Source organism: Burkholderia sp. AU16741, assembly GCF_002223345.1.
Lineage (GTDB): Bacteria > Pseudomonadota > Gammaproteobacteria > Burkholderiales > Burkholderiaceae > Burkholderia > Burkholderia sola.
This window is the reverse complement of the sequence record NZ_NKEZ01000011.1, coordinates 13,610-35,969: the sequence shown is the minus strand read 5'-3', so window position 1 is coordinate 35,969 and position 22,360 is coordinate 13,610. Positions and strand designations below refer to the sequence as shown.

The 22,360-nt window shown below is 69.0% G+C and carries 19 protein-coding genes and 1 pseudogene; 7 read left to right on the top strand and 13 right to left on the bottom strand.

All coding sequences use genetic code 11. The features are described 5' to 3' along the window. Positions 1-4: 4 nt before the first annotated feature. The 6 genes from CFB89_RS29290 to CFB89_RS29265 form a co-directional block, all read right to left on the bottom strand. Complete coding sequence (locus CFB89_RS29290) at positions 5-1,321, bottom strand: hydantoinase/carbamoylase family amidase (RefSeq protein ID WP_089471666.1); 1,317 nt, start codon at positions 1,319-1,321, stop codon at positions 5-7. Beyond that, entirely contained in the window at positions 1,321-2,298 is a 978-nt protein-coding gene (locus CFB89_RS29285) for a dihydroorotate dehydrogenase (protein ID WP_089471009.1), read from the bottom strand. The genes CFB89_RS29290 and CFB89_RS29285 overlap by 1 nt, the downstream gene beginning before the upstream one ends. Continuing rightward, positions 2,291-3,157, bottom strand: a complete 867-nt coding sequence (locus CFB89_RS29280; protein WP_089471008.1) for a dihydroorotate dehydrogenase electron transfer subunit — start codon at positions 3,155-3,157, stop codon at positions 2,291-2,293. Before CFB89_RS29280 ends, CFB89_RS29285 begins: the two co-directional genes overlap by 8 nt. Positions 3,158-3,196: 39 nt before the next feature. Further along, on the bottom strand, positions 3,197-4,444 hold the full coding sequence (locus CFB89_RS29275; RefSeq protein ID WP_089471007.1) for an MFS transporter: 1,248 nt from the start codon (positions 4,442-4,444) through the stop codon (positions 3,197-3,199). Positions 4,445-4,595: 151 nt separating this feature from the next. After that, a complete protein-coding gene (locus CFB89_RS29270; RefSeq protein ID WP_089471006.1) occupies positions 4,596-4,919 on the bottom strand; it encodes a hypothetical protein in 324 nt (107 codons plus the stop codon). A 104-nt stretch (positions 4,920-5,023) separates the two neighbouring features. Then, positions 5,024-6,097, bottom strand: a complete 1,074-nt coding sequence (locus CFB89_RS29265) for a porin (RefSeq protein ID WP_089471005.1) — start codon at positions 6,095-6,097, stop codon at positions 5,024-5,026. A 332-nt stretch (positions 6,098-6,429) separates the two neighbouring features. On the opposite strand from CFB89_RS29265, the gene CFB89_RS29260 reads away from it, so the two are divergent. Then, positions 6,430-7,344, top strand: coding sequence for a helix-turn-helix domain-containing protein (locus CFB89_RS29260; RefSeq protein ID WP_089471004.1), 915 nt, complete (start codon positions 6,430-6,432; stop codon positions 7,342-7,344). Between the two features lie 259 nt (positions 7,345-7,603). On the opposite strand, the gene CFB89_RS29255 is transcribed toward CFB89_RS29260, so the two are convergent. Next, positions 7,604-8,545 carry a LysR family transcriptional regulator gene (locus tag CFB89_RS29255; RefSeq protein WP_089471003.1) on the bottom strand — a complete coding sequence of 314 codons (942 nt, stop codon included), beginning with the start codon at positions 8,543-8,545 and terminating at the stop codon, positions 7,604-7,606. 137 nt (positions 8,546-8,682) lie between these two features. Here CFB89_RS29255 and CFB89_RS29250 point away from each other — a divergent pair, with 137 nt between their 5' ends. Both CFB89_RS29250 and CFB89_RS29245 read left to right on the top strand, forming a co-directional pair. Beyond that, entirely contained in the window at positions 8,683-9,981 is a 1,299-nt protein-coding gene (locus CFB89_RS29250) for an MFS transporter (protein WP_089471665.1), read from the top strand. A 94-nt stretch (positions 9,982-10,075) separates the two neighbouring features. Further along, complete coding sequence (locus CFB89_RS29245) at positions 10,076-10,972, top strand: amidohydrolase (protein ID WP_256979797.1); 897 nt, start codon at positions 10,076-10,078, stop codon at positions 10,970-10,972. Positions 10,973-11,002: 30 nt separating this feature from the next. Here the strand turns inward: CFB89_RS29245 and CFB89_RS29240 are convergent. After that, positions 11,003-11,195 (bottom strand): annotated as a pseudogene (locus CFB89_RS29240) (IS3 family transposase); the annotation flags it as partial. Between the two features lie 147 nt (positions 11,196-11,342). On the opposite strand from CFB89_RS29240, the gene msrB reads away from it, so the two are divergent. The 4 genes from msrB (at position 11,343) to CFB89_RS29220 (ending at position 15,907) form a co-directional block, all read left to right on the top strand. Further along, the gene (msrB, locus tag CFB89_RS29235; RefSeq protein ID WP_089471001.1) at positions 11,343-11,873 is read left to right on the top strand and encodes a peptide-methionine (R)-S-oxide reductase MsrB; all 531 of its coding nucleotides are present in this window, start codon (positions 11,343-11,345) and stop codon (positions 11,871-11,873) included. A gap of 35 nt (positions 11,874-11,908) precedes the next feature. Then, entirely contained in the window at positions 11,909-13,753 is a 1,845-nt protein-coding gene (locus CFB89_RS29230) for a cytochrome c biogenesis protein DipZ (RefSeq protein ID WP_089471000.1), read from the top strand. Positions 13,754-13,813: 60 nt separating this feature from the next. Then, positions 13,814-14,557, top strand: a complete 744-nt coding sequence (gene msrA, locus CFB89_RS29225; protein WP_089470999.1) for a peptide-methionine (S)-S-oxide reductase MsrA — start codon at positions 13,814-13,816, stop codon at positions 14,555-14,557. A gap of 234 nt (positions 14,558-14,791) precedes the next feature. Continuing rightward, on the top strand, positions 14,792-15,907 hold the full coding sequence (locus tag CFB89_RS29220; RefSeq protein WP_089470998.1) for an aromatic ring-hydroxylating dioxygenase subunit alpha: 1,116 nt from the start codon (positions 14,792-14,794) through the stop codon (positions 15,905-15,907). A gap of 31 nt (positions 15,908-15,938) precedes the next feature. Here the strand turns inward: CFB89_RS29220 and CFB89_RS29215 are convergent, their stop codons facing one another. From CFB89_RS29215 to CFB89_RS29195, 5 genes are all read right to left on the bottom strand, one after another. Continuing rightward, on the bottom strand, positions 15,939-16,328 hold the full coding sequence (locus tag CFB89_RS29215) for a cytidine deaminase (protein WP_089470997.1): 390 nt from the start codon (positions 16,326-16,328) through the stop codon (positions 15,939-15,941). A gap of 25 nt (positions 16,329-16,353) precedes the next feature. After that, the gene (deoA, locus tag CFB89_RS29210) at positions 16,354-17,670 is read right to left on the bottom strand and encodes a thymidine phosphorylase (protein WP_089470996.1); all 1,317 of its coding nucleotides are present in this window, start codon (positions 17,668-17,670) and stop codon (positions 16,354-16,356) included. Between the two features lie 39 nt (positions 17,671-17,709). Then, a complete protein-coding gene (locus tag CFB89_RS29205) occupies positions 17,710-18,984 on the bottom strand; it encodes a NupC/NupG family nucleoside CNT transporter (protein ID WP_011545785.1) in 1,275 nt (424 codons plus the stop codon). A 248-nt stretch (positions 18,985-19,232) separates the two neighbouring features. Then, positions 19,233-20,690 (bottom strand): dihydropyrimidinase, encoded by a 1,458-nt coding sequence (gene hydA, locus CFB89_RS29200; protein WP_089470995.1) that lies wholly within the window; start codon positions 20,688-20,690, stop codon positions 19,233-19,235. 65 nt (positions 20,691-20,755) lie between these two features. Beyond that, entirely contained in the window at positions 20,756-22,264 is a 1,509-nt protein-coding gene (locus tag CFB89_RS29195; RefSeq protein ID WP_089470994.1) for an NCS1 family nucleobase:cation symporter-1, read from the bottom strand. Positions 22,265-22,360: the final 96 nt, after the last annotated feature.

Sequence of the window (22,360 nt, the reverse complement as noted above, 5' to 3'; positions counted from 1 at the left end):
CCGGTCACAGCCGCGCGATCGTGTCCGCGAGCACGCGCACGCCCAGCATGAAATCATCGATCGACATCGCCTCGCGCGGGTTGTGCGACCCGTAATCGTTGCGCACGAACAGCATCCCGCTTGGCACGCCCGCGTTCGCGAACAGCGCCGCGTCGTGGCCCGCGCCGCTCGGCAGCGTCGCATACGGCACGTCGAGCCGCGTGCACGCGTCGGTAAGCGCGGCGCGCAGGGTGGCGTCCATCCGCGCCGGCGCGCTTGCCAACCGCCGGTCGAAATCGAATCGCACGCCACGCTCGCGCGCGATCGAATTGCATTCGGCGATCAGCAGCTCATGGAAGACGTCGAGCGTCTCCGTGCTCTCGCTGCGCGCCTCGAAGCTGAAATGCACCTGGCCGGGAATCCGCGAAATCGAATGCTCGTCCTGATCGGTCGACACGATGCCGGTCGTCACGACGAGATCGATGTTGCGTTCGAGCAGCCGGCGCCAGTGCTCGTCGAGCCGCGTGATCAGCTCGGCGACCGCGAAGATCGCGTCGTGCCGCAGGTCGCGCGGCACCGCGCCGGAGTGGCCGGCCTCGCCGATGCAACTGATGGAGTTGTGCCGCACGTTGCCGCGAATGCCGGACACGACCGCGACCGGCAGCCCGCGCGCGACCATCACGGGCCCCTGCTCGATGTGGAGCTCCAGATATGCATGCGCGCCCCGCACGTCGAACAGCGGTTTGCGCGCCCGCACCGCGTCGATGTCGACGCCCGCCGCCACCATGCAGTCGGCCAGCGGCCGGCCGGTGCTGCGATGCTTCATCGCGAGATCGTCCGGCGTCAGCCGGCCGAACAGCGCGCTCGATCCCATGTAGGCCTTGCCGAACCAGGCGCTTTCTTCGCCGCGCAGCGCGATCACGTTCAACGGGCGCGGCGACGCCGAGCCGCTGCGCCGTTGCGCGACGAGGCACAGCAGCCCCGCGACGATGCCCGCGAGCCCGTCGTAGTTGCCGCCATGCGGCACCGAGTCGAGATGCGAGCCGACCCAGATCGCACGCGCATGCGGGTCCGCGTCGGGCAGGCTGAAGACCAGGTTGGCCGCGCGATCGGCGCGCACCGCGATGCCCTCGCGTTCGGCGTGCGCCGCCAGCCGCTGCGCGGCCGCCGTTTCGCTGTCGCCGTAGCTCTCGCGCGTGACGCCCACGCCGTCGGCCGACAGCACGCGGATCTCGTCGAACCACTGCTCGGCGAGCGCCGTCAGTTCGGCAAGCGGCAGCGCCGCCGCATCGTGCGCTTCGATGTCCGCCTGCGCGTCCGGCGTGTCGGTATGCGCGTTCATCACGCCCCCGCCGTCGTGCCGCCCGCGCGCGCCGGCGCCGCGCAAAAGCGCCGCCAGCGCTCGCTCAGCTCCGCGTCGAGCCTGACCTGCCCGGTCAGCGACGCGATCGCGCCGATGCCCTCGTCCGCGCAAAACTGCTCGAGCCCGTCGACGATCGTGCGCATCACGCCCGGATCGCGGAACGACGCCGTGCCCACCTGCACCGCGCTCGCGCCGGCGAGCAGGAACTCGATGGCGTCGGCGGCGCTCCGGATGCCGCCGCAGCCGATCACCGGAATCGACACGGCGCGGTAGCACTGGTGGACGAGCCGCAGCGCGATCGGCTTGATCGACGGCCCGGACAGGCCGCCCATCACGTTGCCGAGCGACGGCCGGCGCGTGCGCACGTCGATCGACATGCCGAGCACCGTGTTGCCCATCACGATCGCATCGGCGCCCGCGGCCTGCGCCGCTTGCGCGATCTTCGCGATGTTGCCCGCGTTCGGCGTCAGCTTCACCCACAACGGATGCCCGGTACGCGTGCGAATCGCGTCGACGACCTGCCGGGTCATACCCGCGTCCATTCCGAACGCCATGCCGTCCGCCTCGAGATTCGGGCACGAGATGTTCGCCTCGATCGCCGCGACGTCCGGCCGCGACAGCGCCTCGCACGCGCGCGCGAACGCGTCCGCCGTATCGGCGGACACCGACGCGACGACCGGCGTGCCGTGGCCCGTGTACGCGGGCAACACGTGTTCGAGATAGTCGTCGATGCCGCGGCTCGGAATGCCGATCGAATTCAGCATGCCGTCACCCGCGTCGGCGACGCGCGGCGTCGGGTTGCCCGGGCGGCTGGCGGGCGACACGCTCTTGATCACGAGCGCGCCGAGCCCGGTCAGGTCGAGCGCATCGCGATACTCGATCGCGAAACAGCCGGATGCCGGCATCACGGGATTGCGCAGGCGCAACTCGCCCACGCGTACGCTCAGGTCAGCCAACTCCCACCTCCACCTCCGTCACCACGTCGCGAATCGCGAACACCGGGCCCTCGCGGCACACGCGCCGGAATGCGCGGGTCGCGCCGTCGTCGAACATCCGCACGCACGACAGGCAGACGCCCATCCCGCATGCCATCCGCTGCTCGAGCGCGACCTCGCCGCGCATCGACGGATGGTCGGCGAGCACGTGCTGCAGCAGCGCGAGCAGCCGTTGCGAGCCGCACGTGTAGACCGCGTCCGGCCGGTCGCGCGCGATTGTCGCGCGCAGCAGCGCGTCCACGTTCGCGACCGCCGACGAGCCGTCGCTGTCGAACACCGCATGCACGTCGGCCGGCGCGCCGCGCAGGAATTCCGCGGTCATCAGGTCGTCCGGCGTGCGCGCCGACATCACGACCGTCAGCGCGATGCCCGCCCCCGCCGCGCGCTGCACGAGCGGCGCCATCGTCGCGAGACCGACGCCGCGCGCGACGAGCAGCAGCCGTCGCGCACCGGCGTCGAGCGTGAACGGGCGGCCGAGCGGCCCGACGATCGACAGCCGCGCGCCGACGTCGAGCTGCGCGAGCGCACGCGTGCCTTCGCCGGTCACGTTGTACAGGAACTCGATCTCGCCGGCGCCGGGGCCGACGCCGTACACGCTCATCGGGCGCGGCAGGAATGGCCGGTGCAGATCGCTGACGGGACAGACGAGCTGATAGAACTGGCCGGCCTGCGTGACGCTCGCGAGCGGCGCATCGGCGCGCACGCGCAGATAGCGATAGCGCCGGTTCACCGCGCGATGCGCGACCACGTCGCACGCATGCGCGGCGACCGTGGCCGCCCACGGCTGCGCGCAGGCGCGCGCCCCGTCGATCACGTCCATCGTTCTCTCCTCGTTACGGTTGGGCGGGAGGCACGCGCGTCAGTCGAGCGCGCGGTCCTTCAGTTCCGGAATCAGCGTGACCGTGACGATCATGTCGAGCACGTACAGCGCGGCCAGCATCGCGATCGCGATCTGAAACGAATAGCGCGCGGCGAGCGCGCCGACGACGAGCGGCCCGAGGCCGCCGATCGCACGGCCGACGTTCCACAGCACGTTCTGCGCGGTCGCCCGCACCGCGGTCGGGTACGCTTCGGACATCAGCGTGCCGTAGCCGCCGACCATCCCGTTCACGAACATCCCCATCAGCGCGCCGGCCCACAGCATCGTGGCCGGGTCCGTCAGCCGCGAATACGCGAACACCATCGCCACCGCGCCGAGCTGGTACAGCAGGAACGTCGGCTTGCGGCCGATCCGGTCGGCCAGGTGTCCGAACAGCCAGACGCCGACCATCATCCCGAGCACGGTCACGGCGGTCCACAATCCGGATTTCGTCAGCGAGAAGCCGAGCTGCTTCGACAGGAACGTCGGCATCCAGATCATGATCCCGTAGTAGCCGAAGTTCTGCACCGCGCACAGCACGACGATGCCGATGCTCGTGCGGGTCGTGCGCGCATCGGCGAACAGCAGCCGGAAACGCGCGCCCGTGCGCGCCGGCTGCCGGCTCCGGACGAACACTTCCGGCTCGTGCAGCTTGTTGCGCAGCACCCAGGCGACGATCGCGGGCAGCACGCCGATCGCGAACATGCCGCGCCAGCCGACGCTCTGCAGCAGCAGCGGCGTCAGCAGCGACGCCGCGAGCACGCCGCTCTGCCAGCCGAGCGCCACGTACGACGACACGCGGGCGCGCTTGGCTGCAGGCCACGCTTCGGCCGCGAGCGCCATGCCGATGCCGAATTCCCCGCCGAGGCCGATGCCGGCGATGGTCCGGTACGCGAGCAGATCCCAGAAGCCCTGTGCGAACGCACACAGCCCGGTGAACACCGCGAAAAGCAGGATCGTCCAGGTCAGCACGCGCACGCGGCCGTAGCAATCGCTGAGCGCGCCGAAAATCACGCCGCCCGCGACCGCGCCGACCAGCGTCCACGTGACGAGCGCCCCCGCCTGCTGCGCGCCGAGCTGCAGCGACGCCGAAATTGCCGGCAGCATGAAGCCGAGGATCAGCAGGTCGAAGCCGTCCATCGCATAGCCGATGGCCGAGCCGGCCAGCACTTTCCACGCGTAGCGCGACACCCGTTCGGGCGGTGCGCCGGCGGGCGCGGCCGCCGAGGGTCGAAGGTTCGCTTCCATGATTGTCCGTATCGTGAGGAGGGAATATCGATGCCGGTGGTCCGCCTCGCGGTCGTTTGTCGTTTTTTTTGGACAGACTGACCGCAACCCGATCGTCGGCATCGCGTAACTTAAGGGCGTGGCCCGCGCAGATTCGCGCCGGCGCCGCGCATCAGACGACCAGTTCCTTCGACACCCGCGCGGCGACGCCGTTGAGCGCCGCGAGCAGCGCGTCGTCCGAGCCGCGGCTCGCATCGCTCAGCCGCCGCGCGTGCTCGCGCAGCTCGGCGAGAAATGCCTGCACCGTCTCCGCGCAGACCGCCACGCCCTCCTGCCGTTCGGCGAACGTCGCGGCCGCCTGTGCGAGCAGCACCAGCGCCGCCGATTCCCGCCCGTGCGGCGCCGCCGCGTCCCGGCAGCGCGTCGCGAACCGGTGAATGTCGGAAAAGCCGACGACGTCCTGTGCCAGCCACTGCGTGGCGTCCATAAGGTTCATGCTTTCCTCCTCGTCTAAATATTTAGACTACCCGCATCAAAAACGGAATGCAAGCGTCCGATGTATCGGGGTAAACCGCGAAGCCTCGCATCGCGACGCCTGCGTCAGAAACGCGTGCGCAGGCCCGCGCCGTACGTGATGCCGGTCGACAGCCCGCCGACGTGATCGACCTTGATCGCCGAATAGAGGTCGGTGCGCTTCGACAGCAGATAGTCGTAGCCGAGCGCGCCGGTGTTGCGATGCGCGCCGTCGGCGAGCGCCCCGCTCGAATGCGTATATGCGTAGCTCGCCAGCAGCGAACCCACGCCGATCGGCACGCTGACGCCGGCCTGCAGCGTATCGCCGTGGAAGTTGCCGCGCTGCGCGCGGTTCGCGACGTTCATGTACTGCGCGAACAGCTTCACGACACGCCAGTCGTACCACGCGCCGACCTGCACCGTGCGCTGGCTCGACAGGCCCGGCGCCGCGGCGAGCGCGCCGCCGAGATCGCCGGGCGTCGCGCTGAAGTTCACGTACTGGAAGACCACGGCGGCCGCGAACGCGCCGCGCGCGTAGTTCGCGTTGACGCTCCATTTCTTCGCGCCGTTCCGGCCGGCCGTATTGCCGAGTGCATACAGCAGCCCCGCATTGAATCCGCCGAACGTCGGGCTCGTATAGGCGAGCGCGTTGTTCCAGGCCGAATCGCCGACCACGCCCTCGGCGCCCACGCCCTTGAACGTGTGGAAGATCATCGGCGAGAACGTGTACGAATTGAACAGCGGGTTGAACTGGATCGTCGCGAGATACAGCGGCGTCGTGATCCGGCCAAGACGAAGCTGGCCGAACCGCGTCTGCAATCCCGCGTACGCATTGCGCGAAAACAGGCTGTCCCCGGCGTAGCGGCCGTACGCGCCGCTTTGCGGTTGAAAGTAGCTTTCGAGCACGAAGAACGCCTTGTTGCCGTTGCCGAGATCCTCGCTGCCGCCGAGCCCCCAGAACGACGTCGTCATCCCGCCGCCCGACTGCACGAGCGCCGTGCGCCCGCCGGGTTGCTTCACCGAACCGACGAAAGCGTCGGCGACGCCGTACAGCGTCACGCTCGACTGCGCGTGCGCGAGCGGCGCGATGCCAATGGCGCCTGCCGCGCCAGCCATCAGGAATCCTGCCCGAAATCGGGCGCACGGGGTGCGCGACGTCATGCTTTTCTCCTCCCGGCGCAATGGGCCGGCACGTGGGAATGTCTGGAAGGTGCGATGCCTCTATCGCCGACGGCGTCCGCGCGCGCCGTTCGTCCAAATATTTAGACGACGTGCACGCGCACGGACACGATCCGGTCGCTGGCCGTGACCGCGCACAAGACGAGCGCAAGCCACGGGCGTGCGACCATCCGTTGTCGGCTACGTTAAAATACCCGATACAAAAAAATAGACAAACATCGATCTTCGCGATGCCCCCCGGGCAGGATGACGGCGCGGCGCGGTCGCGCAAACCGGTGTCTGTCGATTTTTCACCCGTCACCTAGAGGTACTTCATGTCCACCGCCGGTTCCCGAAAAACGCGTCTGCGCGGCGCGCGCTTCGACTTCGACAGCATTGGCGAGCGCTTGCGCGCGTACCGGATGGCTGCCGAGTTGCGCAGCGAGGATGTCGCCGAGCGCCTGAACATCTCGCGCGCGGCGGTCTACAAGCTCGAACGTGGCGAGATTGTGAAGATCGATACGCTCGAGCGGCTCGCCGCGCTGTTCGGCGTGTCGCTCGCGAACCTGATGGGCGTCGAGGTCGAGTATCACGATTCGGCGATCAGTTATTTCGAGCGCATGCGGCAGATCGAGAGCCGCTCGCAGCGGATCTTCGCGCACTTCGATCCGTTCTCGTTCCTGCTGACGTCCGACGATTACGAAGACTGGCTGCGCCAGATGCTCGAGGAAAGCATCCCGCCGTCGCTGACCGATGCCGCGTGGCGGCAGACGCTGTCGAAAGTGATGGCGATCCTCGCGGACCGGAAAGCCGCGTTCCGGCGCGCCCCGCTGAACGTGACGAGCCTGATCGGGCTGCGCCAGATCGAGCAGTTCCTGCACCACGGGCTGGTCGGCCGCCTCGGGCTGCCGCCGGGCGTGCAGCTCGAGCGCAAACTCGCCGCGCGCCGCGAAGTGATGCGCATCGTCGGGATGCTCGAGGACGATGCGAAAGGCGTGCGTATCGGTATCGTCAGCGACAATCTGCCGAACGAGACCTTCCAGATCTTCGAGGACGACGACAGCGCGCATATCGCGGTATCGCCGTTCCGGCTCGGCGAGCTGCCGAACATTCGTACCGGGATCGCGACGATCACCACGTCGGCGGATGCCGTCGCGATGTACCGGAAGATGATCGACCGGCTGTGGGCCGATTCCACGAAGGGGGCCGACGGGGCCAGGCTGCTCGTCGACCTGCTCGACCGGGCGTAGCGCGGCGTCGCATCGACCACGCGCGATCGCGGTCGGCCCGCATCGCGCGCGTTCCTGCGCTGCTCTTCCTTTTGCGCCGAACCAGCCAGGAAGAAGGCCCATGACCGACTTCTCAACGCTCGCGCTGTTTTCGGGGGGACGGGTGCGCCGCTATTGCGCGGTTACATAGATCATGGAGATCTACAGCGATGCCCGCTGGCACGTCCGATCAAACGCCCAAACTCACAGCCGAGGCCGGTCGACCTGCGTGACATCGACATCAGCGTGCACGACGCCGCGCACGCTGCGCCTTGCCGCCCGCGTCCGCCTTTTCGGCAACGCGATCGAGTACCGCCGCGAACCGATCGGCCAGCGTCGGTCGCGAGCGATTGGGCCAGACCGCACTCAGTTCGAAGAAGGGCAGCGCATCTCCGTCGCGCACCTCGCAGACGCGCACGCCCGAGAAGTGCAGGGCCTGCACCGAAGCCGGCAGCAAGGAGGCGCCACAGCCGGCCGCGACGCAGGCGAGCACCGTCAGCGAGCGGTTCGCGTCCTGCACGATGTTGGCCTCGCAGCCGGCCTTGCGGAACGCGCTGAGGATACCGGCGCGCACCACCGGCAATTGCCCCTGTGGGAACCACACCAGACCGATGCGTGCCAGGTCGGCCAGCGCGAGCCGGCCGTCGGCGTCGAGCACATGCGTGTCGTGCACCACCGCGTGCAGCCGCTCGCGCGCGATCAGCTTCTCGTGCATGCGCCCGCGTACCACCACCGGCGTATGCAGCAGGCCGATGTCGATCTCGCCCGACTCCAGCGCGGCGGCCTGCTCGGCATTGCTCATCTCGCGCAGCGCCAGCTCCACGTTCGGTACTTCGGCGCGTAGCGCCGCGATCGCGCGCGGCAGCACTTCAAACAGCGCCGCCGAGACGAAGCCGATCGTGAACCGCCCGCCGCGCTGCGCGCCGATATCGCGCGCGCGCGTCTCGGCGGCCTCAATGCGCGCCACGCTTAGGCGGATGTCGTCGATGATCGCCTCGCCGGCTGCGGTTAGCGCCGCCCCGCGCCGCGTGCGCGAGAACAGCTTGACGCCGAGTTCGCGCTCGAGCCGCGTGATGGCCTGGCTTAGCGCCGGTTGCGCCAAGCCGAGCAGGTCGGCCGCACCAGTCACGCTGCCGGCGTCGGCTACGGCCACGAAGTATTTGAGGATACGGGCGGATTCCATAACGCAATGCAATGAAAGATCAACGTTTCCATAGTATGCGAGCCAGCCTCATCCCGCCAGAATGCATGTATCAATCAATCGCCGCCGGCGCATCAGCCGGCGCGCCGCAGCCAAGCTGCGCGCAAAGGGAGACGATCATGCGCTGGTACCGGGACATTACCCCCATCGAGAAACGAACCCTATGGGGCTGCTTTGCAGGCTGGGCGATCGACGCCGCCGACACGCAAATATTCTCGCTCGTGATCCCGACGCTGCTGACGGTATGGGGCATCTCCAAGGCGCAGGCCGGCCTGATCGGCGGCGCCACGCTGGTGGCGGGCGCCCTCGGCGGGCTGCTGGCCGGTGTACTGTCGGATCGCATCGGTCGCGTGCGCGCGCTGCAGATCACCGTGATCTGGTTCTCGCTGTTCACATTCCTGAGCGCCTTCGCGCAGAACTTCGACCAGTTGCTGGCGCTTAAGGCGCTGCAGGGCATCGGCTTTGGCGGCGAATGGACGGCCGGGGCGGTGCTGCTCAGCGAGATCGTCAGCGCGAAGCATCGCGGCAAGGCGATGGGCATCGTGCAGAGCGCCTGGGGCTTCGGGTGGGGCGGCGCGGTGCTGGTCTACACGGCGATCTTCTCGCTGGTGTCGCAAGACTGGGCCTGGCGGCTGCTGTTCGCGGTCGGCCTGCTGCCGGCACTGCTGGTGCTCTACCTGCGCCGCAACGTGGTCGAGCCGCCGCGCGAGCCGCTGTCGGTCGACGCGAACGGCGAACGCCCTGGCGCGCTGGCGACGGCGGCCGGCATCTTCGCGCCTTCGGTGCTACGCACCACGGCGGTCGGCGGCCTGATCGGACTAGGCGCACACGGCGGCTACTACGCGATCAACACGTGGTTGCCCACCTACCTGAAGACCGAGCGCCACCTATCGGTGCTCGGCACCGGCGGCTATCTGGCCGTGGTGATCGTCGCCTTCATCGTCGGTTGCTTTGTCAGTGCCTGGCTGCAGGATCGCATCGGCCGGCGCTTGAACGTGATCGTGTTCGCCATCGGCTGCGCGGTAATGGTCAACCTCTATACCTTCCTGCCGATCGGCGACACCACCATGCTGGTCCTTAGCTTCCCGCTCGGCCTGGTCTCGGCCGGCATCCCGGCCACACTCGGCGCGCTGTTCAACGAGCTCTATCCGCAGGGGGTGCGCGGCACCGGGGTGGGCTTCTGCTACAACTTCGGACGCATCGTGTCGGCCGGCTTCCCGGTGCTGATCGGCCATATGAGCAGCTCGATGTCGCTGGGCACGGCGCTCGGCATCGATGCCGGCATCGCTTACGGGCTGGTGGTGATCGCCGCGCTGATGCTGCCCGAGACGCGCGGCCGCCGGATCGCGGCGCCGCTCGCCGTCGGCGAACCGGCCCGGGACGACGACGGCCGCGCGCCGAGCGGATCGCGAGGTTGAAGCCCTTGCTTGAAGTTGAAGTGCGCTGCCGGTTTCCTTTTCCTTGATGTCTTCGTCTCTCTCCACCATGAGCACCACGCCTGACGATTGCGCGATGCAGGCCGAGTCGGGCCTGAGCCCCGGCGGCGCGGCATGGCTCGCGGCCGCGGCGCCAGCGCCCGCCGGCATCGACAGCCATGCCCACCTGTTCGTGCGCGGCCTGCCGCTGGCCGCACACCATCGCCACGCGCCTGACTACGACGCCACGCTCGATGCGTATGTTGCGCATCTGTCGACGCATGGGTTCTCTCAAGGCGTACTGGTGCAGCCGAGCTTCCTCGGTACCGACAACGGCTGGCTGGCCGCTGTCGCGCGTCGTTATCCGCAGCGCTTTCGCGGCGTGGCCGTGGTCGAGCCGGAGATCGACGAGACGCAGCTGGCCGTGCTCGCCGCCAGCGGCATCGTCGGCGCGCGTCTGAACCTGATCGGGCTGCCGCTGCCCAACCTGAACCAGGGCCCCTGGCCGCGTTTTCTTGCGCGCCTGAACGCGCTGGGCTGGCATGTCGAGATCCATCGCGACGCGGCCGACCTGCCGGTGCTGCTTGACGCGTTGCTGGCGCAACGCTGTACCGTGGTGGTGGATCATTTCGGGCGGCCCGATCCGGCGGCCGGCCTGCGTGATCCGGGCTTTCGCGCGCTTCTCCGACGCGCCGACAGCGGCCGCATCTGGGTCAAGCTGTCGGCGGCCTATCGGAGCGTCGATGCGAACGCGAATGCCGATGCGGGTGGGGTGGGCGGCGACGGTATGGCATTGGGCACGATGCTGGCCGCCCAGCTGCTGGAGGCGTTTAGCCCCCAGCGTCTGGTCTGGGGCAGCGACTGGCCGCATACGGAGCATCGTCACCTCGTCGACTACGCGTCGACGGCGCACGCGTTGCGGCAATGGGTGCCCGACGAGGCGCAGCGGCGCACCATCCTGGTCGATTCAGCACGCGAGCTGTTCCGCTACTGACCCTGTACGGCGGGCGATTGTCCGCGGCTCGCTCCAGATTTCGTTGATTGCGGTCACGATGTGCCTGGCTGTCGCAGCCGAGCCGATTTGTTACGTCCCGGCCGCTTGTGCCGCGGTGACAGGCCCTCCGCACGATACAACCTGTAGACGCGCTTGCATTGTCTCGCCAGCCTTCCCGTCGCAGGACCACGTGAACGCGCCGATACCCGCAGTGCACAAATGGGACAGTTTTGTGGGCTAGGGGCATTTCATAGCACGGCGACGGAACATTCCAATCATCACGATTCATTTAACTTTCCGTGAGGACTTCGACACCGGCCGCCGCCTACGATGGGCGCATGTTTTCAGCACCTGCTTCCAGGAGCCCGTCATGCCCACCCGCAGACATCTGCTGTTCGCCGGCGCCACCGGCCTCGCCGCGCTCGCGGCGCTGTCGTCCGCCGGCCGCCGCGCGCTGGTCGCCCGCGCCTTCGCCGCGCCGCCGGCCGGCTCGCCGAAGGGCGCCCCGTTCGAGATCACGCTCAGCGACGCCGAATGGCATCGCCGGCTCACGCCCGCCCAATACACGGTCCTGCGCGAAGCCGGCACCGAGCGGCCGTTCAGCAGCCCGCTGAACGACGAGCACCGGCACGGCACGTTCGCGTGCGCCGGCTGCGACCTCGCGCTGTTCTCGTCGGCCACCAAGTTCGACAGCCATACGGGCTGGCCGAGCTTCTGGAAACCGCTCGACCACGCGGTCGGCACCGACGCCGACGCGTCGTTCGGGATGGTCCGCACCGAAGTGCACTGCCGCCGCTGCGGCGGCCATCTCGGCCACGTGTTCGACGACGGCCCCGCGCCGACCGGCCTGCGCTACTGCATGAACGGCCTCGCGCTCGCGTTCCACCCAGCCGCCGCCTGATCCGGCCCCACGCCCATTCGACTGGAGAACGCATCATGCTGCTCATCGTCCTTGCCTATCTCGGCGGCGTGCTCACGATCCTGAGCCCGTGCATCCTGCCCGTGCTGCCGTTCGTGTTCGCGCGCGCCGACCAGCCGTTCGTGCGCACCGGCCTGCCGCTGCTCGCGGGCATGGCGCTCACGTTCGCCGTCGTCGCGACGCTCGCCGCCGTCGGCGGCGGCTGGGTCGCGCAGGCCAACCAGGCCGGCCGCTGGATCGCGATCGTGCTGCTCGCCGTGTTCGGCCTGACGCTGCTGATGCCGCGCTTCGCGGAACACCTGACGCGCCCGCTCGTCGCCGCCGGCAACCGGCTCACCGGGCTCGCGCAACGCGACGGCCGCCCGGCCGGCCCGGCGTCGTCGCTGCTGCTCGGCGTCGCGACGGGCCTGCTGTGGGCGCCGTGCGCGGGCCCGATCCTCGGTCTCGTGCTGACCGGCGCCGCACTGCGTGGCGCGAGTGTCGGCACGACGCTGCTGCTCGTCGCGTATGCGGCCGGCGCGGCGACGTCGCTCGGCGTCGCGCTCGTGATCGGCGGCAAGGTGTTCGCCGCGATGAAGCGCTCGCTCGGCGCCGGCGAATGGATTCGCCGCGGGATCGGCGCGGCGCTCCTGGCCGGTGTCGGCGCGATCGCGCTCGGCCTCGATACGGGCGCCCTCGCGCAACTGTCGACGGTCACCACGGGCGGGCTCGAAACGAAGCTCGTCGACCGTCTCGGCGGACGCTCGAACGGTGCGCCGGCGGCCCCGGCCGCGACCGGCGCCACCGACAACGCGCCGGGCGGCGCGATGATGGCCGCCGCAGCCGATGGCGCCCAGGCCGGCGGCGGCGCGATGATGCGCGTGGCCGACGCCACCGCGGCCGCGCTGCCGGTCGAAGGCACGCTGCCGTCGCTCGACGGCGCGGTGCAGTGGCTGAACTCGCCGCCGCTGACAGCGGCCGGGCTGCGCGGCAAGGTCGTGCTGGTCGATTTCTGGACGTATTCGTGCATCAACTGCCTGCGCACGCTGCCGTACACGACTGCCTGGGCACGCAAGTACGCGCCGTACGGGCTCGTCGTGATCGGCGTGCACGCACCGGAGTTCGCGTTCGAGCGCGATATCGGCAACGTGAAGAAGGCCGTGCACGACCTCGGCATCGACTACCCGGTCGCGATCGACAACGGCTATTCGATCTGGCGCGCGTTCAACAACGAATACTGGCCCGCGCACTACTTCGTCGACGCGCAAGGGCGGATCCGCCATCACCACTTCGGCGAAGGCGAATACGCGCAGTCGGAACGCGCGATCCAGTCGCTGCTCGCCGAAGCCGGCCATCCGGACGCGCTGAACGTGCCGCTCGGGCTCGCCGGCGCGCCCGCGAAGGGTGCGCTCGCGGCGGCCGACAGCGCGGACGTCCGTTCGCCCGAAACGTATGTCGGCTATGCACGCGCGGAAAGCTTTGCGTCCGCGGGCGGCGTCGTGCGCGATGCCGCGCACCGCTACGACGCGCCGGCCCGCCCGGACCTCAACGACTGGGGCCTTGCCGGCACGTGGAACGTCGGCGCCGAGCGCGCGGCGCTCGCCGCCCCGGATGGCCGGATCGTCTACCGCTTCCATGCACGCGACCTGCACCTCGTGCTCGGCCCCGGCGCGGGCGGGCGGCCCGTGCGCTTTCGCGTGACGCTCGACGGCGCGGCGCCCGGCGTCGCGCATGGCGACGACGTGGACGCGCAGGGCTACGGCACCGTCACCGGCCAGCGCCTGTACCAGCTCGTCCGCCAGCCCGGTGCGATCGCCGATCGCACGTTCGCGATCGAGTTCCTCGATCCGGGTGTCGATGCGTACGCATTCACTTTCGGCTGATCGCGCGCGCCGCCGCCATCCGGGCGCCGCTTTTCCCCATGCATTCCGAAGGAGCAAAACATGAATCCGATCCCTACCCGCGATGCCGCCGCCCGTCGGCGCGCCGCCGTGCTGCGCCGCATCGGCGCGATCGCCGTCGCGGCGGCCGCCGTATTCGGCTACCAGCGCATCGTCCATTCCGCCGAGCCGATGCGTACCGTGCCCGCGCCGACGCTCGACGAAACGCCCGGCGCATCGCACGACGAGACGGCCGTGCTCGCCGGCGGCTGCTTCTGGGGCGTGCAGGGCGTGTTCGAGCACGTGAAGGGCGTGAAGCAGGTGACCGCAGGCTACGCGGGCGGCGCGTCCGAAACCGCGCACTATGCGCTCGTCGGCTCGGGGCTGACGGGGCACGCGGAATCGGTGCGCATCGTCTACGATCCGACCCAGGTCACGTACGGCCGGCTGCTGCAGGTGTTCTTCTCGGTCGCGCACGACCCGACCGAACTGAACCGGCAGGGCCCCGACGAAGGCTCGCAGTACCGCTCCGCGATCTTCCCGACCACCGCGCAGCAACGCGCGGTCGCGACCGCGTACATCGCGCAGCTCGGCGGCGCGCATGTGTTTCCGGCGCCCGTGGTCACGCGCGTCGAAGCCTACCAGGGCTTCTATCCGGCCGAGGCCTATCATCAGAATTACCTCGAACTGCACCCCGACGCGCCGTATATCGCGTTCAACGACCTGCCGAAGGTCGCCGGGCTGAAACAGCGCTTCCCGGCGCTGTACCGTGCCGACCCGGTGCTGTGGCGCGAAGCCCGCTCGTGAGCCGCTTGCGACCGTCTGCTCGCTGCATGACGGGGCTGCCGCCCACCGCCCAGCAGAGCCGCAGACACCACGCCCCAGCGGCGTCCCGTTTGCGCCGGATCAACGAACCAGCGGATGCGATGCCGGGGCAAACCCGCATCGCCTCCGCCGCGACCGGCAACTTCGCGTAGACTCTCCTGATTCCCGCCGCTTCTTGCGGCGCTCGACATTCAGTCCAGCCAGGAGGCGTCACGCATGCGCGCAGTGCCTTTGCCTGACAGCAACACCCTCGAAGAACCGTCCACCGGCGCGGCCGTCCGCGACCTGCGCCGCGTGCCCATTCACCCGGATCACTGGTACCCGCTCGCGTGGTCGCGCGAGCTCAAGCGCGGCAAGACGCTCGGCGTGCGCTTCGCCGGCGATCCGATCGTGCTCGTGCGTACCGAATCGGGCGCCGTGTATGCGCTCGAGGATCGTTGCGCGCACCGCCAGGTGCCGCTGCACGCGGGCGTCGTGAGCGGCGAAACGCTGCGCTGCTGCTACCACGGCTGGACCTACGCGTGCGACAGCGGCCGCTGCGTCGACGTGCCCTACCTCGGCCGCGAGCGCCTGCCCAACGGCGTGCGCGCGTATCCGTGCCGCGAGGCGCACGGGCTGATCTTCGTGTTTCCGGGCGATGCCACGCTCGCCGACGAACGGCCGTTCCCCGCGCTCGAATCGGCGGACAACCCCGCGTACAAGACGCGCCGCTTCGGCCGCGAGGTCAAGTGCCACTACTCGTTCATGCACGAGAACCTGATGGACATGAACCATCAGTTCCTGCATCGCAAGCAGATGGGGCAGATGCGCGCGCGCTCCGTGGGCCGCCGCCGCGGCGACGACTGGGTCGAGGTCGACTACACGTTCGCGCGGATGGAAGGCAAGCAGCCGGTCGGCGAGGCGCTCGTGTTCGGCGCGAGCAAGAAGCCGGCCGACCAGTCCGACAAGAGCGTGATGACGGTGCGCACCGGCTACCCGTACCAGACGCTGCAGATCCGCTCGAGCGAAGGCACGCTTGTGATGGATCTGTGGATCGTCTACGTGCCGCTCGACGCCGAGCAGCGCACCAACCGCACGTTCGGGCTGCTGTCGATCCACAAGCCCGGCATCCCGTTCGCGCTCGATCTCGCGTGGCCGCTGCTCGTGTGGTTCACCGAGCGCATCTTCCGCGAGGATCGCTGGATCGTCGAGCGCGAGCAGGAAGCGCACGATCGCCAGGGCGCCGACTGGAACCACGAAGTGTTTCCGGTCATCAACGAGCTGCGCGACCTGCTGCGCCAGTGCGGCGCGCGCACCGTGATCCCGATCCGCGACGCACGCGACAGCGCATGACGTGACGCATGCGGCTCGCCGCGGCGCGCCGTTACAGCGTGAACGCGCCCGGCAGCAAGGCGCGGGCCGTCGTGATCTCGACGGCCCCTTTCAGGTTGGCGAGGATCACCTCGATGTCGGGCGTGCCGATCTCGATGATCACCTGACGACACGCGCCGCACGGCGCGATCGGGCCGTCCGTGTCGCCGACGACCGCGAGCCGCGCGAAATCCCCCGGCCGATAGCCGGCGGCGATCGCCGCGAACATCGCCGTGCGTTCCGCGCAATTGCACAGCCCGTACGACGCGTTCTCGACGTTGCAGCCGTGGAAAACCGCGCCGTCGCGCGCCAGCAGCGCCGCGCCGACCTTGAAGCGCGAATACGGCGCATACGCGCGCTCGCGCGCCGCCTTCGCCTGTTCGATCAGTTCGTCTCGTTCCATCGTGGTGAGGCCTCCGGGGGCAGGGTCAGCCGATCTGCTGGTAAAGGGTCGGCGGCGCTTCGCCGGTCTCCCCGAGCACGTAGCTGCGGCGCACCGCGTCCGCCGCGTGAGCCGCGGCAGCTTCGTCGCGGGCGTGCACGAAGCCGAGCGGCTCGCCGGCCTCGATGCGCTGCCCGATCTCGGCGAGCGCCGTCAGGCCGACGCTGACGTCGATCGCATCCTCCGCGCGCGTGCGGCCGCCGCCGAGCGCGACCACCGCCAGCCCGAGCGCGCGGCAATCGACGCGCTGCACCACGCCGCTCGCCGGCGCCGCAACCGGCACGATCACCGCCGCGCGCGCCAGATGCCGTGCAGGCGCGTCGATCAGGTCGGCCGGGCCGCCGAGCGCGACGACCATGCGCGCGAAACGCTCGGCCGCCGCGCCGGAATCGAGCGCCTGCTGCAGCTTCTCGCGTGCGTGGGCGACATCGGGCACAAGCCTGCCGGTCACGAGCAATTCGGCCGACAGCGCCATCGTCACGTCGTGCAGACGCGCGGGACGCGACTTGCCCGTCAGGTAGTCGATCGCGCACGCCACTTCGAGCGCATTGCCCGCGCACGGCGCGAGCGACTGGTTCATGTCGGTGAGGATCGCGGTCGTCTTCATGCCGGCGCCGTTGCCGACGTCGACGATGCTGCGGGCCAGTTCCGCCGATTTCTCCGCCGTCGGCATGAACGCGCCGGAACCCACCTTGACGTCCATCACGAGCCCGTCGAGCCCCGCCGCGAGTTTCTTCGACAGGATCGACGCGGTGATCATCGCGACCGATTCGACGGTCGCCGTCACGTCGCGGATCGCATAGATGCGCTTGTCGGCGGGTGCGAGCCGCGCGGTCTGCCCGATGATCGCAACGCCTACCTCGCGCACCGTGCGGCGAAACGCGTCCGTCTCGGGCATCACGTCGTAACCGGGAATCGCGCTGAGCTTGTCGAGCGTGCCGCCGGTATGGCCGAGCCCGCGCCCCGAGATCATCGGCACGTAGCCGCCGCACGCGGCCACCATCGGCCCGAGCATCAGCGACACGACATCGCCGACGCCGCCCGTCGAATGCTTGTCGATCACCGGCCCGCCGAGATCGAGCGCGCGCCAGTCGAGCACGTCGCCGGAATCGCGCTGCGCGAGCGTCAGCGCGACGCGCTCGTCCGTGCTCAGGTCGTTGAAATACACGGCCATCGCGAACGCGGCCACCTGGCCCTCGGTCACGCTGCCGTCGGTCACGCCGCGCACGAACGCGGCCATCCCGTCGCGATCGAGCGGCTGCCCGTCGCGCTTCCTGCGAATGAATTCCTGCGGTAGAAACATCGTTGCCTCGCGTCAAACGGTCGGAGTCTGCTGCACGGTTCAATGCAGCGAGAAAAACAGCCCGGCAATCGCCGCGCTCATCAGGTTCGACAGCGTCGCGGCCGTCAGCGCGCGCAAGCCGAGCCGCGCGACGTCCGAGCGGCGCTCGGGCGCGACCGCGCTGAACCCGCCCGCGAGAATCGCGATCGACGAGAAGTTCGCGAAGCCGCACAGCGCGAACGACACGATCGCGAGCGTCTTCGGGTCGAGCACCTGCAGGCCGGCCGCCGCCGCGTGCGCGCCGCCCTTCAGGTACGGCGACAGGTCGCCGTACGCGACGAATTCGTTGAAGATCAGCTTCTCGCCGATGAAGTTGCCGGCCAGCGTCGCATCGTGCCACGGCACGCCGATGATCCACGCGAGCGGCGCGAACAGGTGGCCGATGATGCCGACCAGCGTGACCTGCGGAAAGCCCGCGAACGCAGCCGCGCCGCCGACGATCAGGTTCATCAGCGCGATGAGCCCGACGAACGCGATCAGCATCGCGCCGACGTTGATCGCGATGCGCAGGCCGACCGACGCGCCGGATGCGGCCGCCTCGATCACGTTGGCGGCGCGCTTGTCGTCGAAATCGAGGCCGTCGACCACCACGCGGCTCGGCTCGACGGTCGGAAACAGCAGCTTGCCGAACAGCAGCCCGCCCGGCACCGCCATGAACGACGCGGCGAGCAGGTACTCCATCTTCACGCCGAGGCCGGCGTAGCCGACCAGCACCGAGCCGGCGACCGACGCCATCCCGCTCGCCATCACCGTGAAGATTTCGGCGCTCGTCATGTTGCGCACGAACGGCTTCACGAGCGCGGGCATCTCGCTCTGCCCGAGGAAGATCGTCGCGACGGCCGAGCACGCCTCGATGCGGCTCACGCCGAGCACCTTCGCCAACCCCGCGCCGAGGATCGCGACGATCCACTTCATCACGCCGATGTAGTACAGCACCGAGATCAGCGCGGTGACGAAGATGATCATCGGCAGTACGCGCAGGCCGAACACGAACCCGCCGTCGCCGAACAACTGGAACATGCGCGCGTCGACGAGCCCGCCGAATACGAACGCGATGCCGTGATTGCCCATGTCGAGCACGCGATTGACGCCGTTCGCGGCCCCGGCGAGCGCCGCGCGGCCGGACGGCACGAACAGCACCAGCGCGCCGATCGCGAACTGCGTGAGCAGCGCGGCGATCATGGTCCGCGCGCTGACCGCGCGGCGGTTGTTCGACAACAGATACGCGACCAGCAACAGAAACAGCATACCGAGGAGACTGCGCAGAATATCCACCTTTGTGCTCCTTTCTCACTATTTGAACTGTCCGGCGGACGGCCCGTGCCCGCGGCCCACGTGATGGGGTGGGTGGATGTTACTCGCTCGATATGCACGCCGGCAACGTCGCCAAAATCGCCGCGATCAATGGCATCGATCGTTTCCGTTTTCGTCTTCGACAATTTGATCAGGTGTTCTATCTACGCAGCTAAAACAGGCGCGGGGCGTGCCGTCGGAACGGACACGCCCCGCGCGACGCGCATCGTTCAACCCGCGCGCTCGACCGGATGCGGCTCGCGCAGCCGGTTCGCGATCCGTGCGGCCTCGTAGTAGCCGGCCGCCGGCGGACGCTTCAGGTAGCGGCCCGCGCCGCGCACCGCGCGCAAATCGCCGTCGGCCCACGCGAGCGCGCCGCGCGTGAGCGTGTGCGTCGCGCCGCCCTGCACCGTCATCCCCTCGAACACGTTGAAGTCGACCTGCTGATGATGGGTCTTCACCGAGATCGTCTTCGTCGCGGCCGGATCCCACACGACGAGGTCGGCATCGGCGCCGACCTGCACCGCGCCCTTGCGCGGATACAGGTTGAAGATCTGCGCGGCATTGGTCGACGTGATCCGCACGAACTCGTTCGGCGTGATGCGGCCGTGGTTCACGCCGTGATGCCACAGCACCGACATGCGATCCTCGACGCCGCCGCAGCCGTTCGGGATCTTCGTGAAATCCTCGCGGCCCATCGCCTTCTGCGATGCGCAGAACACGCAGTGATCGGTCGCCGTCGTATGCAGCTGCCCCGACTGCAGCCCGCGCCACAGCGCCTCGCGATGCTCGGCCGAGCGGAACGGCGGGCTCATCACGTGGGCCGCCGCGCGCGTCCAGTCCGGGTCGCGATAGACGGCCTCGTCGATCACCAGGTGCCCCGGCAGCACTTCGCCGAATACGCGCAGCCCTTCGCTGCGCGCGCGCGTGATCACGTCCACCGCGTCCTTCGCCGACACGTGCACGATATACACGGGCACGCCGAGCACCTGCGCGATGCGGATCGCGCGGTTCGCGGCTTCGCCCTCCACCTCCGGCGGCCGCGACAGCGGGTGCGCCTCCGGCCCCGTGATCCCGCGCGCGAGCAGCGCCTTTTGCAACTGGAACACGAGCTCGCCGTTCTCCGCGTGCACGGTCGGCAGCGCGCCGAGTTCGAGCGAACGCGTGAAGCTGTTCACGAGGACTTCGTCGTCGGCCATGATCGCGTTCTTGTACGCCATGAAGTGCTTGAAGCTCGAGACGCCATGCTCGCGCACGAGCGTGCCCATGTCGCGGTGCACGCTCTCATCCCACCACGTCACGGCCACGTGGAAACCGTAATCGGAAGCCGCCTTCTCGGCCCAGCCGCGCCATTCGTGGAACGCCTCCATCAGCGGCTGCTTCGGGCTCGGAATCACGAAATCGATGATGCTCGTCGTGCCGCCCGACAGCCCGGCAGCGGTGCCCGAATAGAAATCGTCGCTCGCGGTCGTGCCCATGAACGGCAGTTCCATGTGCGTATGCGGATCGATGCCGCCCGGCATCACGTACTGATCGTGCGCGTCGACGACGGTTGCGCCGGCCGGCGCGTCGATCTGCTCCGCGATCTGCAGGATCGTGCCGCCGTCCTGCGGATCGGCGCAGAGCACGTCCGCGCGATAGGAGCGGTCCGCATCGACCACGGTGCCGCCGCGAATCAGGATTGCCATTTCGTTGCCTCCTCGTTGACTGTCGGGTGCCGCATGCCGCGCGCGAGTCGCCGCCGGCTCGCGCGTCATGCGCTTACAATCCGCGCGCGCGGTCCGGCGCGCCACTTCATCCAGGTGCCGTATACGCCGGACGCCAGCACGAGGCCGACGAACCACGCATACGTGTAAAGCGTGTTGAAGAACGCCGGCACGTTCGGAAACGACGCCGGAAACGCCGTATGCAGGAAGCCCGGCAGGTTCGGCAGCACGCCGACGGCGAGCGCGACCAGCGCGGCCGGGTTCCAGCCGCGCGCGTAGCTGAAATCGCCGCGCTCGTCGAACAGCGCGCGCGTGTCGAGCTGCGTGCCGCGAATCAGGAAATAGTCGACCATCAGGATGCCCGCGACCGGCCCGAGCAGCGCCGAATAGCCGACGAGCCAGGTGAAGATATAGCCGTCCGTCGTCGCGAGGATTTTCCACGGCATCATCACGATCGCGATCGTCGCGGTGATCATCCCGCCCGCGCGGTACGAAATCGCCTTCGGCCACAGGCTCGAAAAATCGTAGGCAGGCCCGACGAGATTCGCGGCAAGATTGCAGCACATCGTGTCGAGCGTGAGGATCACGAGCGCGATGCCCACGCCGATGCCGGTCATCCGGCTCGTCAGGTCGATCGGATCCCAGATCGCGTTGCCGTAGATCACGACGGTCGCCGACGTGACGACGACCGACACCACCGACAGCAGCGCCATCGGCAGCGGCAGCCCGATCGACTGGCCGATCATCTGGTCGCGCTGCGAATGCGCGAAGCGCGTGAAATCGGGAATGTTCAGCGCGAGCGTCGCCCAGAAGCCGACCATCGCGGTCAGGCCCGGCCAGAAGGTCGCCCAGAAGAGTCCCGCCTTCTTGCCGCCCGCCGCGAACTGCGACGGCGCCGACAGCATCGAGCCGAACCCGCCCGCCTTCGACGTCGCCCACCAGACGAGCGCCACGCACATCACGACCTTGATCGGCGCGGACCAGCTTTCGAGCCAGCGGATCGAATCGGTGCCGTGCAGGATGAAGTACAGCTGCAGCGCCCAGAACACGAGGAAGCACGCGAGCTGTCCGAACGAAATGCCGACGAGCGGCAGCGCCGCGCCGTGCAGCGCATTGCCGGTCAGAATGTTCAGCAGCGTGTAGATCGCGCTGCCGCCGAGCCAGGTCTGGATGCCGTACCAGCCGCAGGCGACGATCGCGCGCAGCAGCGCCGGCAGCTTCGCGCCCTGCGTGCCGAACGACGCACGCACGAGCACCGCATACGGAATCCCGTGCTTCGCGCCGGCATGGCCGATCAGCAGCATCGGCACGAGCACGATCAGGTTGCCGAGCAGCACCGTCATCACCGCCTGCCACGGCGACATGCCTTCCTGGATCAGCCCGGCCGCGAGCATGTACGACGCGATGTTCATCACCATCCCGACCCACAGCGCCGCGAAGTGGTACCACTTCCACGTGCGCTGCGCCGGCGTCGTCGGCGCGAGGTCGTCGTTGTACAGGCTGCCGCCGTGCGCCGCGGCGCTGTCGGGATCGGCGGGAATCGCTGCTGGTTTCATTGAACGCGCTCCACGAAAACGTCGGCGCCGGCATCGCACGATGCCGGCCCGGGGAAACGAAAAGCGGCGGCGCAAGCTCTCCTGTGCCGCCGGACG